At 40.0% G+C, this 18,745-nt stretch carries 15 protein-coding genes; 7 read left to right on the forward strand and 8 right to left on the reverse strand.

The features are described 5' to 3' along the window. Positions 1–550 precede the first annotated feature (550 nt). The 4 genes from PMEL_RS07010 to PMEL_RS07025 all read left to right on the forward strand — a co-directional run bounded on the left by PMEL_RS07010 (position 551) and on the right by PMEL_RS07025 (position 5,578). Entirely contained in the window at positions 551–1,120 is a 570-nt protein-coding gene (locus PMEL_RS07010; protein ID WP_120174668.1) for an FG-GAP repeat protein, read from the forward strand. Positions 1,121–1,179: 59 nt separating this feature from the next. Continuing rightward, entirely contained in the window at positions 1,180–3,666 is a 2,487-nt protein-coding gene (locus tag PMEL_RS07015; RefSeq protein ID WP_231999436.1) for a DUF3160 domain-containing protein, read from the forward strand. Then, complete coding sequence (locus PMEL_RS07020; protein ID WP_120174670.1) at positions 3,632–4,612, forward strand: CapA family protein; 981 nt, start codon at positions 3,632–3,634, stop codon at positions 4,610–4,612. The genes PMEL_RS07015 and PMEL_RS07020 overlap by 35 nt, the downstream gene beginning before the upstream one ends. Before the next feature lie 153 nt (positions 4,613–4,765). Then, complete coding sequence (locus PMEL_RS07025; protein ID WP_120174671.1) at positions 4,766–5,578, forward strand: hypothetical protein; 813 nt, start codon at positions 4,766–4,768, stop codon at positions 5,576–5,578. 1,074 nt (positions 5,579–6,652) lie between these two features. Here PMEL_RS07025 and PMEL_RS07035 read toward each other — a convergent pair. The 3 genes from PMEL_RS07035 to PMEL_RS07045 all read right to left on the reverse strand — a co-directional run bounded on the left by PMEL_RS07035 (position 6,653) and on the right by PMEL_RS07045 (position 10,497). Continuing rightward, a complete protein-coding gene (locus PMEL_RS07035; RefSeq protein ID WP_120174672.1) occupies positions 6,653–7,267 on the reverse strand; it encodes a DNA alkylation repair protein in 615 nt (204 codons plus the stop codon). A gap of 100 nt (positions 7,268–7,367) precedes the next feature. Further along, a complete protein-coding gene (locus tag PMEL_RS07040) occupies positions 7,368–9,542 on the reverse strand; it encodes a tetratricopeptide repeat protein (protein ID WP_172586771.1) in 2,175 nt (724 codons plus the stop codon). Between the two features lie 34 nt (positions 9,543–9,576). Further along, entirely contained in the window at positions 9,577–10,497 is a 921-nt protein-coding gene (locus tag PMEL_RS07045; RefSeq protein WP_120174674.1) for an ABC transporter substrate-binding protein, read from the reverse strand. Positions 10,498–10,560: 63 nt separating this feature from the next. Between PMEL_RS07045 and radA the strand changes: the two genes are divergently transcribed. After that, on the forward strand, positions 10,561–11,961 hold the full coding sequence (gene radA, locus PMEL_RS07050) for a DNA repair protein RadA (protein WP_120174675.1): 1,401 nt from the start codon (positions 10,561–10,563) through the stop codon (positions 11,959–11,961). A gap of 429 nt (positions 11,962–12,390) precedes the next feature. Here radA and ribH read toward each other — a convergent pair whose 3' ends face one another. Together ribH and PMEL_RS07060 are read right to left on the reverse strand one after the other, a co-directional pair. Then, positions 12,391–12,867, reverse strand: coding sequence for a 6,7-dimethyl-8-ribityllumazine synthase (gene ribH / locus PMEL_RS07055; protein WP_120174676.1), 477 nt, complete (start codon positions 12,865–12,867; stop codon positions 12,391–12,393). A gap of 6 nt (positions 12,868–12,873) precedes the next feature. Continuing rightward, the gene (locus tag PMEL_RS07060) at positions 12,874–13,548 is read right to left on the reverse strand and encodes a tetratricopeptide repeat protein (RefSeq protein ID WP_120174677.1); all 675 of its coding nucleotides are present in this window, start codon (positions 13,546–13,548) and stop codon (positions 12,874–12,876) included. Positions 13,549–13,848: 300 nt separating this feature from the next. Here PMEL_RS07060 and recF point away from each other — a divergent pair, with 300 nt between their 5' ends. Together recF and PMEL_RS07070 are read left to right on the forward strand one after the other, a co-directional pair. Beyond that, on the forward strand, positions 13,849–14,955 hold the full coding sequence (gene recF, locus PMEL_RS07065) for a DNA replication/repair protein RecF (RefSeq protein ID WP_120174678.1): 1,107 nt from the start codon (positions 13,849–13,851) through the stop codon (positions 14,953–14,955). Positions 14,956–14,958: 3 nt separating this feature from the next. Further along, entirely contained in the window at positions 14,959–15,249 is a 291-nt protein-coding gene (locus PMEL_RS07070; protein WP_120174679.1) for a DciA family protein, read from the forward strand. A gap of 527 nt (positions 15,250–15,776) precedes the next feature. On the opposite strand, the gene dapA is transcribed toward PMEL_RS07070, so the two are convergent. From dapA to truA, 3 genes are all read right to left on the reverse strand, one after another. Then, positions 15,777–16,661 (reverse strand): 4-hydroxy-tetrahydrodipicolinate synthase, encoded by an 885-nt coding sequence (dapA, locus tag PMEL_RS07075; protein WP_120174680.1) that lies wholly within the window; start codon positions 16,659–16,661, stop codon positions 15,777–15,779. A 172-nt stretch (positions 16,662–16,833) separates the two neighbouring features. Next, entirely contained in the window at positions 16,834–17,760 is a 927-nt protein-coding gene (locus PMEL_RS07080; RefSeq protein WP_120174681.1) for an EamA family transporter, read from the reverse strand. A gap of 10 nt (positions 17,761–17,770) precedes the next feature. Then, positions 17,771–18,532, reverse strand: a complete 762-nt coding sequence (gene truA, locus PMEL_RS07085; RefSeq protein WP_120174682.1) for a tRNA pseudouridine(38-40) synthase TruA — start codon at positions 18,530–18,532, stop codon at positions 17,771–17,773. Between the last annotated feature and the right edge of the window lie 213 nt (positions 18,533–18,745).

The raw sequence follows: 18,745 nt of genomic DNA on the forward strand, positions 1-18,745 counted from the left end.
AAAAAAGCGTTTTAGGTACAAAGAAAGCAAAAAACAGCAGAAAAATAAGCGAAAAAAGCAAGTTTAAAGGTCATTATAGTTAATTTAATGTTAAAGCGCGAACAATCTAAATAAAAAATTTGCTTGTTTGAATATTATATCCTATCTTTGCATATATAAAATTAGAGGATGACAACAACAACATAACACAGATTGTTAAAAACAAAAAGAAATAAATCCCCTATAAATATTCACAAGCCAAGTTGAGATTTACTTTGACTTGTATGAGATGAAAAGAGGTTATAAAGAACTATTTTACTAAGGACACCAAAATATACATAGTTATTTATTTGCGTTAACCACGCAGGGATAATTCGCGCAAGTAAGAGATTGAAATACATAGGTTAGTTTTTTAAGGTGAAGGATAACAAAATTGTCACGAGTCCTACACAGCATATTGTTGGGATATCGAAGACACTCAGCCAGTCCTGATTTCACGTCGGTGAAATCAGGATTTTTTATTTCAAATATTTTGTTTTATCCGTGAAAGTACCTAAATTTGTAACCATATATGTTTAAGAATAGATACAAGCGGTTTGGCTGTCTGCTACTTTTCATCCTCCTTGTAGGAAAAACTATGGCACAACAGCCCTTGACCTTTGAGTTAGAACGTGTCAACGATTCGCTTTCATGGCTGTGCCTATACCCTAAGGTACAAGTGAATACGGAGCAAAAAGGACACAAAAACTGGTGGAAAACCAGAAAAGCAATTGCAAAATGGAAACTTCCCTACCCTGTTTATCAACTGGTAACAGGAGATGTTAATGGAGATGGAAAGGACGAAGCAATCGTTGGCGTCATCAAACCGACTCGCTTCTACCCACAGCCTGCACGTAGACTCTTCATTTTTAAGCAGATAAATGACAAAATACGCCCCATGTGGATGGGATCGCGAATGGGTGGAATACTATGCGATTTTCGTTTTATAGAACCATACGTACGTACATTACAAGCAACCATCGATAATAAATACGTTGTTGCAGACTATGTTTGGGACGACTTCGGACTTTCTTTCGTACGCTTTTTAACTGAAGCTGTTAGCCACGAAGAAGCCGTTAAACGATTTATTGCAAGCGAATAAATATAAAACATAACTATTAAAAATAAAACAAGATGAACCACAATTCCTATTACAAGCTAATGCAAAAGAACGCATTCAGAACAGTAGCTATTGCATTCCTGATTTTGTTGTTCTCACCTACTGCATGGGCACAAAGTGAAAAGACAGATGGCAGCAGAGGTGATGCCTATATTGAACGTACAGAGGAAAAGAAGACTCCTCTTATTCTCCCTGGTACTGGAAAAATAAATATTGAAAAACTAAAGGGTAAGATTGATACGCAGATGGACATCTCTAAACTCAATCTTGTAGAACTACGTGCAATCAGAAACGCCTTTGCTGCAAGGCAGGGATACCCTTTCAAGGATGCAACCTTACGTGCATTATACAATACAACAACATGGTATAACGATGCACTTTGGGATGTCTATGAAAAAGAAGAGACCCCTGATAAGAAGTTCTCACCACGTTATACGAAAGAACAACTTGCCTTTACAGAGCGCATCCGTGCACGAGAAGCTGAATTACGAAAGCTGAACTTTAAACCAGCGAACAGTAAGGACGTGGTGAATATGAAGAATCTTATCAACCCGTTCCAGCTGAAAGAGTTCGACCCAAAGCTATATAGCATGTTGGGACAGAATGGTTTTGCTATCGTTCCTGCCGAACATAATCAGCTTTTCCACGTATATGAGAAGAACGACTATGCTGATTTTCCAAGCTTCGTAACCACTGACCTCTACCTACAACTGTTCCATCTCTATTTTGATTGTGTATTGCGCGATGTGGAGGAAAAGCACTTAGACTCACTGATGATTGTCTTTTCTTCCAAAATGGGAGCAGAGATGAAGACACTTACAAGCAGTCAAAATGCAGAAATAAAGGCTGCAGCGGAATATGGTCAGGCATGGTTTGCCGTCGCATCTTGGCTCTTTAGTCATGATAAAGCACCAAAATCAATAGCTACACTGAATGCCCCAGAAGCATACAAGAAGATGGTAATGGAAGAAATTACTAAGTCTTTCGAGGCTGAAAATGAATATTCTGAGATGCTTGAATATGACTCTCAGACAGGAATGTTTGCTTATTCGCTCTTCCGTCCACGTGGTCACTATACCCGTTCTAAGGTTTGTAGTCGTTACTTCCGTGGTATGATGTGGTTACAAACAGCCCATTTCGGCACGAATAAACCTGCTAAGATGAAGCAGATAGCACTTATTGCCAATGTCTTCAACCAACAACCAAAGCTTAAAACCATCTACAACAAGGTAAGTGAACCAATCACTTATCTTATGGGGACACCTGATAATGTTACCCTCATACAGGTTGCAGAACTTGTTAAGAAGATGAACTTACCTATAGAAAAGCTATTATCTTCAAATAAAGACATGGGTAAACTGACAGCAAACATTGAAGCAATAGCAAAGAAACAGACACGTATCGAGTTGAAGAAAACACATGGAACCAAATATGTTGTAGATATTATGCCACAGCGTTATCAACCTGATGCAGAGGCATTGATAGCTACTACGGATCAAGATAGCCCTATCTCTCTCCGCCCATGTCCAAAGGGACTCGACTGGATGGCTGTCATGGGATTGCCAGGTGCCGAACGTATTCTCATGGACGAGCTGAAAGAAGCACAGAAATGGAAGGATTTTCCAAAGGCATTAACCACTGCTCGTAAGAAAGTTGCTAATACTCCTTGGGAGGCTTGTGTAGCAAATCAATGGATGTACACGCTCCAGTCATTAGGTGACACCGCACAGTCGCTTCCTTATTTCATGCAGACACCACAGTGGCAGAAGAAGAATTTGAACACAGCACTTGCTTCTTGGGCTGAATTAAAGCATGATGCTATCCTCTATGCAAAGCAGCCTATGGTGGCAGAGTGTGGCTCTGGAGGTCCAGAACCACCTGTCGTAAAGGGTTATGTTGAGCCTAACGTGAAGTTCTGGGAGAAAGCTATTGCACTTGTAACAAAAATGGATAAAGTTCTCACCACTTACAATTTACAGACTGAAAAGGCAAAGGCTGTATATGAACGAATAAAGGAAATGGCTGAATTCTGCCGTGACATCAGTATAAAAGAACTGAATGGTGGAAAGATAACTGACGAGGAATACAACCAGATTGAAATCATTGGTTCGACTGTGGAGAACATCTCTTTGGAGCTTGTCAGCGAGGACAATCAGATGTTGCAGGGATGGTCTGATGTAGTGAGTACCGACAAGAAAGTCGCAGTTGTTGCTGACGTCTTCACTGCTGGAGGCGAGAATGTTGCCATAGATGATAAGTGTGTGCTATATGAAGGAGTTGGTCCTGCTTACGAAATATACGTAGTAGTTGAGATAGACGGCTCCCTTTACCTTACACGTGGCTCCGTCTTCTCTTACCGTGAGTTTACAAGATTGATGTCAGACCCACGTATGACGGACGAAGAATGGCAAGAGGAATTAAAGAAGTCACCAACAGGTGGAACACCATCATGGATGAAAGAGATTATAGCTCCTGTAAAGGGAATGAGTGCTGATGATGAAGAGACATTCTATAGTTCAGGCTGTTAAAGTTATTATATGCTTATTAACTCCTATCCTACTATCTTTCAATGGGATAGGAGTTGGTTTTATCCATCAAAAGAAATCGGCTCAAAAAAGAGCTGACGACACCTTACGTATCGTTATTACAGGTGATCTTCTACTTGACAGGGGGGTAAGACAGAAGATTGACATGGCAGGAGTTGATGCTCTTTTTTCATCTGGTATCGACTCATTGTTCCAATCTTCCAACTATGTAATTGCCAATTTAGAGTGCCCTGTGACTAAAATTAGAGAGCGTGTATTCAAACGTTTCATCTTTAGAGGGGAACCAGAATGGTTGCCTATACTACATCGTCATGGCATAACTCACCTCAACTTAGCCAATAATCATAGTATTGACCAAGGAAGAAATGGACTTTTAGACACACAAGAACAGATTAAAAAGGCAGGAATGATACCTATCGGAGCTGGTAGAAATATGGAAGCAGCAGCAGAGCCAGTACTCATTTCTACAAATCCACGCCATGTTTGGGTAGTTTCATCTCTACGCTTACCATTAGAAAACTTTCCCTATCTTCCTCAAAAACCTTGTGTTAGTCAGGAGAGTATAGATAGTCTTATCATGCGTGTTGAACACTTACGCGCAGCAGATAAGAATTGCTATATTCTCCTTATACTACATTGGGGATGGGAACACCATTTCAGAGCTACTCCACAACAGCGTGAGAATGCACGCAAACTAATTGACGCAGGAGCTGATGCTATTGTTGGACACCATAGTCATACGCTCCAAACAATAGAGATTTATCGAGGAAAACCGATTTACTATGGTATTGGAAACTTTATTTTTGACCAAAGAAAACCGATGAATTCACGGGCTTGTGTAGTGGAGTTATCCATTACTGCAGACAAGTGTAAAGTAAAGGCTTTACCTATAGAAATCAAGAACTGTGTACCCTACCTTAGCAAATAGCTTTTTCAAATTGTACTTATTTCTCACTTTTAGATAACTTTTCAGCAAAAAAGTTTGGAAGTTTACGTTTAAGTATATACTTTTGCAGCAGGTCTGAGGGTACAACCTTGCACAACGTTATACCTAAAAGCAAAATGAAAAAGTAAACACAATATGAAGCGACAAGGACAAGCACTATCATTAAAGAATCTAACAAAAAGCAATGTGTGGGACATTCAGGAAAACGATGTCTTCCGCCTTTGGGCACAAGCAGAGCGTGACGCCGACTTAAGGGATAATGAGCGTCATTATATTGATGTAATCAAAAGTGCCTTTACCATAGAAGAAGTTAAGATTGATAAGCCTGAAGTTATCAAGAAATACGAAGAACGTGGCTGCCAAGTTGGTCAAGTTAGACTTGATGAGGGTACCACAGTAAAGTGGGCTTTAAAGAAAAAGCCAATCCAACGTATTACTGATTTAACTTGGGAAAATATCCATCATATATCAGCTCAGAAACTAATTGAAATTCTTGAGCGCAACTTTGGCGGTGGCTGGGAAAGCCTTCCACAGAGCGTACAGGATATTATCTTGAGTGGATTTGATATAAGTACAACCACCCTTCCAACAGCTCGCTTGAAAAAACCAGGCGGTCTTTATGAAAAGAAGGTGGCTGATGGTTTCGAAGTTCTTGAGATTTCTAAGGGCTCATGGACAGAAGCGATCTTTGCGAAAGAGAAGCCTATTTCAACTATGACCACAACAAAGCTTTCATCACTTGAGGAGATGGAAGACGAGGATCTTTTAAAGAATCTGGATGATGAGGACGATATAATGCCTGAAGAGGAGAGAAATGCAGATGATGAGGACGATGAGGATTTCGATGAGGATAAGCTCACGGAAGAAAGCTATCGTACCACTTTCGATACCAACCCAGAGGAACTCGAAATGCAGGCTGATGAGGTTGGAGAAGATTTAGACTTCTAAACAATCATTACAAGTATATTAAGTGATTAAGTAAATCACAATAAGAAAAGACCCAATCAACATAAAGTGATTGGGTCTTTTCTTGCTCTCTAACTTTAATCTTGTTACCGTTTTCTTTCCTAATTCGCATCACCAAGCTATAAAAAGCTGCAACAGCGAATAGTTTCTTTTAGTGCTTTTTAGCCTTCTCAGCCAAAGCCTGACGACGAGCGTTCTGAATCTCGAGAAAACGAGCATCCATACTGCTGTCAAACTCCTGGTTCTTAATAATTAACCTTTCCATAAACGTATTGTTATCTTAAATACTTAATCGGATACAAAGATACGTTTTCTAAGTAATTATGACAAATTTATACGTCTTTTTTTGAACTTATTTCAGTTACTTTTTGATTATAATCAATACTAATGATTTATGTCAAATAAACACCTCTATTGTTGCAAACACAACGAAAAGGATTGGCTATGTCAAATATCTTTTCTACCTTTGCACTGAATTCCCAAAGAAAAATAAGTAATAATCGCAGAACCAAAGGGGTTCTGCACAAAGAAGAAAGGATAACATTATGTTAACATTTGGTATTGTTACTATCGTTGCAGCCGTAATCGCAGAGGCATTGATTGTTTCAAAGAAGATTAATCTTGATTAGTAATTATCAAGCAACCAAAAGACCAGAAATTAAATCGTAAGCTGTCGAAATCGATTAACAGCAGACAAATAAAAAAGAAAAGCCGATGCGCCAAATGGTGTGTCGGCTTTTTCTATGGGTAATATTACTCTTATCTAACGATTATCTTCTCTCAATTCCACACCCTATTCTATCGTATTTTGCCCTCAATATCATTGGTGTCAACCATCCGCACATGTTGAGCTAAGCATGCGCACATATGGTGTTAAGCATCCGCACCACATGTGCTAAGCAGCAATATGCCATTTGAAAAGTAGCTATACGTTGGTAGAGCATAGGAAAAAAGACCATAATAGCTCTTCTAACAAAACATTATAAAGCCTTAAAAAGAAGACATCCTTACTTTAGCTTGTTGATAAAAGAGTAGTTTTCCTACTATCCCTTTATACTAAAGTATATTAAGATCAGCAAGAGCTTTCTGTGCTATAACATCAAAGTCATCTCCTAATTCGCAGAAACTTAGAACACAATTATATGCTGCATGTCTCAATGGTAGACTCTCACCTGCCAACGTTGTGTGTGCCTGATCAAGAAACTCATTAATACCACGCTCATTAGGTTCCATACCACGAGCAAACAAACGAGCGAGAAGTTGATAGCCACAAAGTTGATACATATCACGGTTTGAAGCTATCCACTTGTATGCCAAAGCTGGTGCGAAGTCAAGATATTGAAGCAAATTAAAAGCCAACAACTCAGCCATTTCCTGTGTGCGAAGGCGTTCCATCCATACTTCCACAAGGTCTTCGTCCATCTTCTCTGCTGGCATAATAAGCGTAGCAAGTACCTGACACTCACGAATATCCTCTTTCCAAAGTTCAATAGCGAGTTCATAATCCTTACCATACTCAGCCGCCATCTTCTGCAAATCAGGTACTGGTACTCCCCAATTTATTTTATACGTAACACCCTTCTGACGCATAGAGTGCGATGCAACTCCATTCATCAAGAGGCGAAAAGACTGTTTAATCTCTTTCAGTTTCTCGTGTATCTGTTCGTTCATTATCCTATTAATCTATATAAATTGATAAATTCCATTGTAGTTTTTTTTATACCACAACAGTATAATTATTTAGCATTTAAAAACTTAATGGTAGTTCCTATTAACCTACTAAGCTTAACATTAAGAAGCAATCAATTTCCGAGATGCTATACATTGTCAATGTATCTGCATCACTACGGAACTCTTCCAATAATTGCTCCCTACTCTTTCCACTCTTTACCATCCATTCTCGAAACAGCTCAACAGCACGTTGAACGTTGCCCATAGCCCACTGACAATAACCAGCATTCAGATAATCCTCATGCGCTGGAGTTGCTGCAAGAAGGGTGTCATATAGCTGTGAAGCCTTATCAAGGCTATTATCCGACAGCATTGCCCATGCAAGAACACGCTTCACATTCATGTCTTCTGGGTATTGATAGTCAAGACGGAACAACTCTTCACGCACCTCGCTCGTCCTACCTAACTTCAATAGTGCAACACAACGATTCATGGTGTAATTCTTATGACCAGGTTCTAATTTCAGCAACTCGGTATACACCTCTTCTGCTGTCTTATAATCCTCTGCATCAAGTGCTGCTCTCGCTTTTCCTTTCAGTGCCCATTGGTTATCAGGCTCAGCCTTCAACGCATAATCAAAGAACTGATAAGCAAATTCAGCCTTACCCATATTGATATTTGTATAACCCATTAAGATAGCATATCGTGGGTCTGCACTTTGGAAAGTAGTCAAAAGTTCTGCAAGTTCCGTCATCTGCTGATGCTTATACAAATGTGAAGCCAAACGCAACTTGACATCATCCAGTCCTGTACCCATAAAGGATTTATACGTAAAAAAGAAGGTGTCAGCAACAAAGTCTCCATTACCATTATCCTCAAATGGATTAATAAAATCATTAGCTGTATGATAAAGGCGGAAGAAACGATATAAGTCTTGTAAGTAGGTACGCCGAATACTGATAGCATCTTCCGTATCATCACTTTCTGCCAACGGACCTAACATAGCGTCAGAGCCAATTGCATCTTTAATATCAGCAGGTAACTGATTGATAATTTGTTCTAAAGCAAAAGCAAAAGAGTATCTATCCGACTCACAGAAATTACTTCTTTCCATGAGTGTATTCAAGAACTTCGTGTCGCCTAATTTATTTATAACAGAGCGTAAAGCAGGGTGATCTAAGTAGAATGGAGTAAACCAATTCACCATATCATTGAAGAAAGGAAACCGCTTCATCTGACTGAAACCACCAAAATAGATATCAGAACCTTGCTTCTGCATATCCATCATCTTACGTACTTTCTCTTCTAACTGCTCCATGCGCTTCTCATCTGCATCTTGGTGAAGAATGCTCTCTATCGCATCTTCTTCCTTTTCCATAATTCCAAGTCGACCAATTGTCAGATTAGAGTTACGCATGATATCAGGCATAATATCACGTTGAATCTTGTCATTATCCTTCTCAGCATCCTTGCTATAGAAGAACTGAATCTGTAAAGTCAGTAATTCACGAGTGATGGCAGGGTTTTCACAGAGTTCACGTATCATCGCATCCTGCTCTGGGAAGATGTCCATTCCTTCGAAGACTGCTAACACCCAGCCCACCAATGCACGCTGTCTTACATGCTCGTCTGTAGCCTGCTGATATACATTGACAAGTGTTTTGAATTTATTAATATCAAACTGATTCATTGCGCCAAGGCTAATAGCGCTTACAATAACTTGCTGATCAGTTGACATAACAGTAGGAGAAAGGAGTAACTCTGTATAGAATTTACAATCATCATCCGTCCACTGGCACGATGTCCATAAGGCACTGAAAAGACGATTAATAAACGTTTGGTGGCGTTCATATAGTTCCTTACTTTTCTGCTCTCTCATTTCTTCTGGTTGAAGTGAGAGCATAGCGATGTCTGAAACAAATGATTCTAACACCGTACGAACGAAGTCATGGCTGGTATTCAGGTGGTCAATTACCCTAAAAGAGTTAACGTATGCACTAACATTCTTGCATCGCCAACTGATTTCAAGGTCAGCAGCAACTCGGTAAAGTCGCTGCAACAATGTATTGTAGAGTGACTCACGATGACTATCTGAAAAGCCCCTTCCCATATAGTCTACCATCAACTGATAATCAGTTTTGATAGCTTCAAACTCACTGTGACCCATGAGTGATGGACGCTGAACATAAAGTTGCTCTAACACCTCAATAGCATTACTCAACCTTCTGTCCATCAAACAGTTTATAGCCTTGCTAAGAATCTCTTCTACATTCACAGCCCTACTCCTTTATTTAATTACTATTCAATTCTTATTTATTAACCTTACCGCCACTAAGATAGTTGCGAGCCATGAGCAAGTTTGCCTTACGTGGTGGTCCAATCTTCGTATATTTAATATCAGGTAGTGCTCGCACGACAGCTTCATCAACCTTCATATACTTCTGAATCAAGGCAGAATAATACTTCACACCGTTCTTATTGATTTGCTCTACAGCCTTATCATAAGCCTCTGCAAAGGCGGCTTCTTCATCTTGACGACGTACTTTATCCATAATAGCCACCACGCCAAGGTGTACACCCGCATCTTCCGAGTTAAAGAGTGAATTATTATTTGCCGACAAAGCCTTTGTTGCCTGCGGTTCAGAAAACCAATAAGCATCTATCTCATGGTTCTGCAACATAGCAAGTCTCACCAATACATCGTTAATCTGTACACGGAAAACTTGATACTTAGGCTTAGCCTTCTTCACCGCCATATCAGTCAGAAGGTCTGTTCCAGAATAACGAGTCATAGCAACAATCTTATCACTAAGGTCAGAGAGTTGCTTTAACTTCGAATCCTTGTCAGCAATCAGTTGCCATTTAAGATTCGTATCTGTCAGATAGTGCATCAGCACCTTGTTTCTATGCTTCAATCTTTCTGTACGGATAAGGTCACTGAATGCAGCTTGTACACTTCCTCCTATCATAGCCGTATCACAATCCATCTGTGCATTAAACCTACAAAGTCTAATGTCAACCTTAGCTGTATCATATAATAAGCTATCCTTCAAAAGATACGCCGGCAGGCAATCCATTGTAGGCATCACAGCTATTTTATAAGCTTTCTGATAAGCTGCACGCTCTGCCAACTTCTGTGCCTGACGTTCAGCTTGCAGTTCTTTGTCGCTCTTACCACAGCCAACAAACGCAAGCACAGCCAGTATGAGCAAGTAATTAATACGTTTCATATAGTTGCAAAATTAAGAATAAATTTTGTAACTAAGAAAAATCTTATTACTTTTGTCTTACTTATGGCAAAGGACAAGATAGCTTTCGTCTGCAGTAATTGTGGACAGGAAAGTACAAAATGGATTGGTAAATGCCCCAACTGTGGGCAGTGGAACACATTCAAGGAGTTCCGTATCGCTGCTGACACGGGGTCACAGGCTGCACGCAATGCCGCAACAACATTGCGCAATGCGGCTTCTGGCGGCTCTGTTTCGGCTTTGGCAAACAAGCCACAGCGTCTCCGTGACATCTCATCTCATGATGATCCACGTATAGACATGCACGATAGTGAACTTAACCGCGTGTTAGGTGGCGGTTTAGTACCGGGTAGTATTGTACTACTTGGTGGCGAACCGGGCATCGGTAAGAGTACGCTGACATTGCAAACGATTCTCCACATGACGCAACGTGTACTCTATGTCAGCGGTGAGGAAAGTCCTCATCAGATAAAAATGCGTGCCGAACGAATTTCAAAAGATATTTCAGAGAACATCATTATCTTGTCGGAAACATCCTTGGAACATATCTTTGAGCACATCCGTGACGTACAACCAGAACTTATTGTTATCGACTCTATCCAAACAATCTCAACGGAAGACGTTGACAGCAGCCCTGGTAGTATCACTCAAGTGCGTGAATGTGCATCTGCCCTCCTACGCTTTGCCAAGACAAGTGGCGTTCCTGTGATTCTCATTGGTCATATCAATAAAGAAGGAAGTATTGCCGGACCAAAAATATTAGAGCATATTGTTGACACCGTGATTCAATTTGAAGGCGACCAACATTATATGTATCGAATCCTCCGAAGCATTAAGAACCGCTTTGGTTCTACGTCAGAACTCGGCATTTATGAGATGGAACAGCAAGGACTTCGCGAGGTTAGCAACCCTTCTGAACTTCTCCTTACAGAAGACCATGAGGGACTTTCTGGTGTTGCTATCTCAAGTACTATAGAGGGTGCACGCCCTTTCCTTGTCGAAACACAAGCACTTGTGTCATCAGCTGCTTATGGAACTCCACAGCGTTCTGCCACAGGCTTCGACCAACGGCGCCTTAACATGCTCCTCGCTGTATTAGAGAAGCGTGTCGGTTTTAAACTGATGCAAAAGGATGTCTTCCTAAACATTGCTGGCGGTCTGCGTGTGACAGACATGGCAATGGACCTCAGTGTTATTGCTGCCGTACTCTCATCAAATGTTGACACACCAATAGAACAAGGTTGGTGTATGTGTGGCGAGGTTGGACTGAGTGGCGAGGTACGCCCTATCAGCCGTATTGAGCAGCGCATTGCAGAAGCAGAGAAATTAGGTTTTAGCCACATCATTATCCCTAAGTATAACCTTTCTGGACTTACAGGTAAGTACAATATACAACTTCATCCCGTAAGAAAGGTTGAAGAAGCACTTAGAGCATTGTTTGGATAAAACAGTGATGATGACTTTGAGGCAAACACTCAAAACACTCTACACCTCGTTTTTGTAATAAAAATTCAGTACCCAATACTCTAAGTGGTGCTTAATTGGAGTTGAATTAAGGCTTAATTGGCTTTCAAAAGATGCCCTTTTGAAGTCTAACTAACGCCCTTTTGAAGTCCAACTAAGCACCTCTTCGAATAGATACTTATAACTCCTTTATAACAAAAGAGTTACAAAGGCGTTCGAAATGACATCTTTTGGCTATTTTTTAAGTAAAAAACAAGGGAGTAATGTAAAGATAATTCAGCATGCAATAAATGTAAATTAAGGGCTATATAAAGAATAAAACCATCCGAACAGATACAAACGAAGAAAGGCAGTAGCTAACGGGATAAACCATTGCTACTGCCTTTAATATTTTCTTTTTAAACTATCGCTTTAGAACTTAGCCATCTTAATAGCATCTATCGCACATTCGTCACCCTTGTTTCCAAGTCTGCCACCGCTGCGATCCTTAGCCTGCTGTAGGTCGTCTGTTGTGAGAAGACCATAGATAACAGGAATGTTCTGCGATGCATTAAGGTGAGCAATACCGTATGTAACACCCTCACAGATATAGTCAAAGTGAGGTGTTTCACCGCGAATAACACTTCCAAGAATGATAACAGCATCAAAACCGTCGTTCTTGGTCATCATCTGTGCACCATAAATAAGTTCAAAGCTACCAGGAACAGTCTTAATATGAATATTCTCTGGGATAGCACCATGCTTCTCGAGTGTCTTTACAGCACCATCAAGCAAAGCACCAGTAATCTCCGGATTCCACTCAGCTACAACAATACCAAAACACATGTTACTTGCGTCTGGTACGCTCTGTGCATCGTAGTCGGATAAATGATGAAGTTCTGTTGCCATGGTTGCTTAGTTAGAAGCACGCTCAATGTACTTGTCAATATCCTGATAGATAGGAGAGTTGACGTATGTCTTCTTGATATCCTTGTAGATTTCAAGTGCCTCAGCCTTCTTGCCTTCGCTCTCGAGGAGGATACCTGCCTTGCGCAATGCTAAAGGAGCGATGCTGAGGTTAGTGTTATCAGCAGCCTCAGAGTTAGCCATCTTAGCAGCCTTCTTGAAGCAGTCAACAGCCTTAGCGTTCTGGTTGTTGTTTGCATAGATGTCACCGAGTGCCATCTGAGAAGCTGGACTAATCATCTGGTCGCTGCCAGTGCTGAACTTCTCTGCATTCTCCAAAGCCTTTGCCCAGTTTGGCTTAGCCTGATGTGCATAGCAAAGCGCAACATAAAGGTTTGCGAGATTACCAGCATCTGTGCTGCTGTAGTCGCTCTGAACCTTCTGGAAACCAGCAAGAGCTTGATCATACTGCTGATTATTGAAGAGTGTCTGACTCTTAGCCAACTCAGTGCTTGCCTCTGCCTCACGTGGAGCAGAAACATAGTTTTTGTAAAGGATAACGCCAGCAATAGCTACTACAATAGCAACGATAGCGATAAGCAAAGGCTTCTTGTACTTTAAGAACGTAGCCTCAGAATTGTTAAGGGTATCTTCGTATGTACCCTGTTCTTTGTTGTTTACCATTTTTACGTTATGATGTTTTTATTTTATTCTAAACTGTAAGGGGTGCATTATAGCGGGACAAAATTAATCAAAAAGTCGCATATATTGAAATTTATCAACGACTTTTTTCTTTTATTGAACGAAAATGAGTTAACTTTGCAAAGAATGAGAAGGAATAATATGGAGTTTAAAGGTTTATCAGATAAACTCGACATTTTATTCTCTGAACAGAGGATAAGCAGTGGCTTTATAATTTAAACATATACAAGAAATATTAATGCACACTCATTTCCTTAACATTCAAAGCTATAAATTAAGACAATGCAATTAGAGAAACTATCCATTATAAACTATAAGAATATTCAGGCGGCAACATTAGATTTGTCGGCTAAACTTAACTGTTTTATTGGACATAATGGTGAGGGAAAGACCAATCTGCTTGATGCGGTTTATTATCTTTCTTTCTGTAAGAGTGCTTTTAATCCAAAGGATTCGGAAGTGATGCGCCATGATGCAGACTATTTTGTACTGGAAGGAGACTACAGTACGGATGCTGGCGAGCACGAACAAGTTTACTGTGGAATGAAGCGTGGCTCAAAGAAGCATTTTAAGCGTAATAAGAAAGAGTATAAACGATTGTCACAGCACATTGGACTGGTGCCATTGATTTTTGTTTCTCCAGCTGATGCAACACTCATTGAAGGTGGAAGTGAGGAAAGAAGAAAGCTGATGGATGTGGTTATCTCACAATACGACACACCTTATATAGAATCACTCAGCCGATATAATAAGGCTTTACAACAGCGTAATAGCTTGTTGAAGCAAGAGGAAGAACCAGATGTGACACTTCTGGAACTACTTGAAATGCAGATGGCAGAGCATGGCGAGGCTGTCTATAAAAAACGTGCTGCCTTCGTAGAGGAGCTAACACCTGTTTTTCAACGTATCTATCAGACTATCTGCAGTGAACGAGAGCAGGTTTCACTTGAGTATGTTTCGCATTGTCAGCGTGGTGACTTGTTAGACGTTATTCAGCGTGATCGAGCAAAAGACCGCATTATGGGTTATTCACTTCATGGCACGCACAAGGATGACTTAGTGATGAAACTTGGTGGCTATCCTATGAAAAGAGAAGGCAGCCAAGGACAAAATAAGACATACGTATTGGCTTTGAAGCTTGCACAGTTTGATTTCCTTAGACGTACAGCAGGAAATAACACTCCACTATTGTTACTTGACGATATCTTTGATAAGCTCGATAGTAGTCGCGTGGAACAAATTGTGCGCTTAGTATCAGGTGATGACTTCGGACAAATCTTCATAACAGATACCAACCGTGATCACTTAGACAAGATTTTACAAGGTAGTGGGTTCAGTTACAAGCTGTTCTCTGTGGAAGGTGGAGAAATCAATGAAAGAGAAGGATAAGATATGTTTAGAAGGAAAGTACAAGCATTAGACGATGTTCTCAACCAGTTTCTGAGGCAGGAAGGCCTTGAGTCTCCCCTATTGCAGAAACGTATTATTGCTGCATGGGACACTGTGGCTGGTGAGACTATTGCTCGATACACACAAGAGAAGTTTATCAAAAATCAAACTCTATTCGTAAAGATTATAAACCCAGCTTTACGTGCCAATCTCTGCATGATGCAATCAGACTTAGTCAAGAAACTTAATGCTGTAGTTGGTTCTATGGTTATTTCCGAAGTGAAAATCTACTAAATTATCCTTTCTATCATAGGATACAACAACCTTATATAGTCAAAGAAGTAATGGGGTAATTACTTGTTATCATTCCTTTCTCTTTACAACTGTTTTCATTATTTGTAATTGATACAAATCAAGAAACACCCCTTTAAGGGAAATTTATGCGTAAATTATTTGGTGTGTGCGCAAACAATGCTTACCTTTGCATCGTCAAAAGACAAATAATAGATTGTTTAGGTTAGTAGTAATAGATTTAGGTTTTTAGTTATTTAGTTTAAGGTAGAACAAAAGAGATTGTTCAAATAACACAAATAGGTTTTAGTTTAAGGTTATTAAAAAGGATTGATTAAGGGTAACAATGATGCAAGATGATTGGGGATTGCCGTGAGGCATGAACCAAAAATCAAGCATAAAACAGAAATTTCATACATGAAATAAAAAGAGCATGATAGGTTTCCTATCGTGCTCTTTAACTTTATACTCAATGTAAAAGGGCAGTCTCCTGCCCTTTTTCTATATTACAATATTAAAACTTCTTAGTTTTAGATTCTCATTCCTTTAAGAATCTCATTCATCTTCTGCTTTGTCTCAATACGTGTTGGAACCAAAGGAAGGCGCAATACATTCTCTATCATACCCATATCATTCAAGAGAGCCTTACAACCTGCTGGGTTACCATCCACAAAGAGAAGCTTATAAAGTTCTGTAAACTGATGATGTATCTTACGTGCTGGCTCATACTCACCCTTGAATTCCAAACGAATCATACGTGAGAACTCCTTAGGCAGTGCGTTACCAATAACAGAAATGACACCTACTGCACCACTTGCTATCATTGGGAAGGTCAACGCATCGTCACCACTAATAACCTCAAAGTGCTTTGGTTTATTCTTAATAATCTCATCAACCTGCTCTAAGTTACCAGAAGCCTCTTTAATGGCAACAACATTGGTAAACTCTGAAGCGATGCGAACTGTTGTCTCAGCTGTCATATTAACACCAACACGACCAGGCACATTGTACAATACAATTGGAAGAGGGCTTGCTTTAGCGATAGCCTTAAAGTGCTGATAAAGTCCCTCCTGACTTGGTTTATTATAGTAAGGACAGATACTAAGAATACCATCAATACCACTCCAATCAGTTGTTTTGATTTCTTCTACAACAGCAGCTGTATTATTTCCACCGCAATATTTCAGGATTGGCACACGACCATTAACAATTCGTTTAATGACAGCAGTCAATTCATTCTTTTCTTCACGTGATAGGCAAGGAGCCTCACCAGTAGTAGCAAGAATGCAGAAGAAGTCAGCACCGTTATTCAAATGGTAGTTTACCAAATTCTCAAGTGCTTCATAATCAATACTGAAATCTTCCTTAAATGGAGTTATCAATGCTATTCCTAATCCATGAAAAACATTCTGCATAATAATTATCGTCTTTTAAGAGACTCACGGTAAAGACTCCTCGGGGAGTTAATGCGCAGTCCTATTCATATTAAACGCTGAAAGCGCGTCTACCAATATCGTTGCAAATATAGCAAATATTTATCAATAACCAAAGACTTTTACTCTTTATCTTAAAGTGTAAATCTTCATCTTAACGTGAGCCAATCCATAGGAATATCATTCCAAGAAGCACAAAACAGAGATCGATTGCCTTTGCCTTTAAATTCTTCTCTCTAAACAGTAATGCACCACATAAGAACGACACGAGAACAGAGCCACGACGCACCATTGAAACAATAGATATCATTGCACCCGGTAATGAGAGTGCATAGAAATAGGCAAAATCTGCCATTGAAAGAAAGATAGAGATTAGTAAGATAGACCACTTCCATGAGAAACGGACTGTCTGTTCTGCTTTCTTTCGCTGATTGAAAATATAGACGAGAAGAACTGCACCCATCATCATACATTGATAGATATTATACCAACTCTGAGCCATCATACGATCGAGCCCTACTCCGCCATTCTCTGGGCTTGCCATCAGATACTTATCAAGCAGTCCACTGCATGTTCCCATCACAGCAGCCAATACCAAAAAGATAATCCACTTATTGTGCTTAAAGTCTATGCCCTCTTTCTTACCGCTTTTTGCTAACAGAAACAGGGAAATAATAGCCAGACTGACTCCAATCCATTGCCAAGCATTAAGTCGTTCGCCAAAGACAAGCATTGCACCGACAAGTGTCATGACAGGACGTGTAGCGTTAATTGGACCGACTATCGTTAAGGGTAGTTGCGCAATTGCAAAATAACCGAATACCCAAGACAGGAGTACAATAACGCTCTTCAATATGATCCATCGATGCATCTCCCAACCACCAGCACCTACATGAAAGATACTGGAATCGAGAACATGGGTATATTGAGATAATAATATCAATGGTAGAAAGATTACTGAACAAAAGAGTGTATTGAGAAAGAGTACAGGTATGACGTCATTCCCACGAAGAGAATACTTCTTCGATGTATCATAAAGTCCCAACAATGTTGCTGAGACGAAAGCCAAAAGAATCCACATAAGTTCTTTTCTAATACTTTACTTCCCAAAGAAAAAGCGCATTACCAGGCATACTTTCACCTGCATCGCTTCTTGTTCCTCCATCAACAATCTTCTTAAAATCATCTAACGAAAGACGACCTCGTCCTACTTCGACTAAAGTTCCAACAACAGCACGTACCATATTGCGTAAGAATCGATTAGCTGTTATCACAAAACACCAATTTGTAACAGTATCATCTGTAGTCAAAGCAAACTCTTCATTGACAGGAACCCATCGTGCCTCTGTCAGATTACAGATAGTAGTCTTTACATCCGCACCCGTCTTACAGAAACATTTAAAGTCTTTCTCCCCTATCAAATAGGCTGCTGCGTCATTCATCTTATCAAAGTCTAAGGCATAACGAAGCTCACACGAATACTGTCGTGAGAATGGTTGTTTGCCCGTATGGACATAATAATGATAAGTACGTGAGGTCGCTGAGAAACGTGCGTGGAGGTCTTCACCAACAGCTTCTATCTTGTTTACAGATACATCACGTGGTAAAAGGCGGTTTACTTTATATACCAACTGCTCACAATCAAATGACTGCTCAGTATCAAAGTGTGCAACCATCATTCTGCCATGAACACCAGCATCAGTACGTCCTGCACCTGTAACGGCAATCGTTTCTCTTAGTATTGTAGACAAAGAGTGCTCCAATACTTCCTGAACAGAAATTCCATTGGGTTGAATCTGCCAGCCATGATAGGCTGTTCCATCGTATGAAAGGGTGATAAAATATCGTTGCATAATTATCTGCAAAGGTACAAATAATTACTTAAACTCTATCTTCCCTGCAAAGAAAACGGCTCTAATGTTAAATGCATGGACGCTTTTCGTACGACTTTATCGGAAGAACCGAAGTTACTCATTAAACAAAAACATAGCTAAGACTGTCAACTATCTATCCTATTAGCAGCCTTTGACACAAAAAACCTTTTTATATTAAGATTCCGAAAATAT

This window comes from Prevotella melaninogenica (assembly GCF_003609775.1).
Classification (GTDB): domain Bacteria; phylum Bacteroidota; class Bacteroidia; order Bacteroidales; family Bacteroidaceae; genus Prevotella; species Prevotella melaninogenica_A.

What these genes read in the sequence shown, in the direction of transcription:
- PMEL_RS07060 (WP_120174677.1), bottom strand. Translation starts at nt 13,548, where the DNA reads ATGGTAAACAACAAAGAACAGGGTACATACGAAGATACCCTTAACAAT.
- PMEL_RS07025 (WP_120174671.1), top strand. Translation starts at nt 4,766, where the DNA reads ATGAAGCGACAAGGACAAGCACTATCATTAAAGAATCTAACAAAAAGC.
- PMEL_RS07070 (WP_120174679.1), top strand. Translation starts at nt 14,959, where the DNA reads ATGTTTAGAAGGAAAGTACAAGCATTAGACGATGTTCTCAACCAGTTT.
- PMEL_RS07080 (WP_120174681.1), bottom strand. Translation starts at nt 17,760, where the DNA reads ATGTGGATTCTTTTGGCTTTCGTCTCAGCAACATTGTTGGGACTTTAT.
- radA (WP_120174675.1), top strand. Translation starts at nt 10,561, where the DNA reads ATGGCAAAGGACAAGATAGCTTTCGTCTGCAGTAATTGTGGACAGGAA.
- PMEL_RS07020 (WP_120174670.1), top strand. Translation starts at nt 3,632, where the DNA reads ATGATGAAGAGACATTCTATAGTTCAGGCTGTTAAAGTTATTATATGC.
- ribH (WP_120174676.1), bottom strand. Translation starts at nt 12,867, where the DNA reads ATGGCAACAGAACTTCATCATTTATCCGACTACGATGCACAGAGCGTA.
- PMEL_RS07010 (WP_120174668.1), top strand. Translation starts at nt 551, where the DNA reads ATGTTTAAGAATAGATACAAGCGGTTTGGCTGTCTGCTACTTTTCATC.
- PMEL_RS07045 (WP_120174674.1), bottom strand. Translation starts at nt 10,497, where the DNA reads ATGAAACGTATTAATTACTTGCTCATACTGGCTGTGCTTGCGTTTGTT.
- recF (WP_120174678.1), top strand. Translation starts at nt 13,849, where the DNA reads ATGCAATTAGAGAAACTATCCATTATAAACTATAAGAATATTCAGGCG.
- truA (WP_120174682.1), bottom strand. Translation starts at nt 18,532, where the DNA reads ATGCAACGATATTTTATCACCCTTTCATACGATGGAACAGCCTATCAT.
- PMEL_RS07035 (WP_120174672.1), bottom strand. Translation starts at nt 7,267, where the DNA reads ATGAACGAACAGATACACGAGAAACTGAAAGAGATTAAACAGTCTTTT.
- PMEL_RS07015 (WP_231999436.1), top strand. Translation starts at nt 1,180, where the DNA reads ATGCAAAAGAACGCATTCAGAACAGTAGCTATTGCATTCCTGATTTTG.
- dapA (WP_120174680.1), bottom strand. Translation starts at nt 16,661, where the DNA reads ATGCAGAATGTTTTTCATGGATTAGGAATAGCATTGATAACTCCATTT.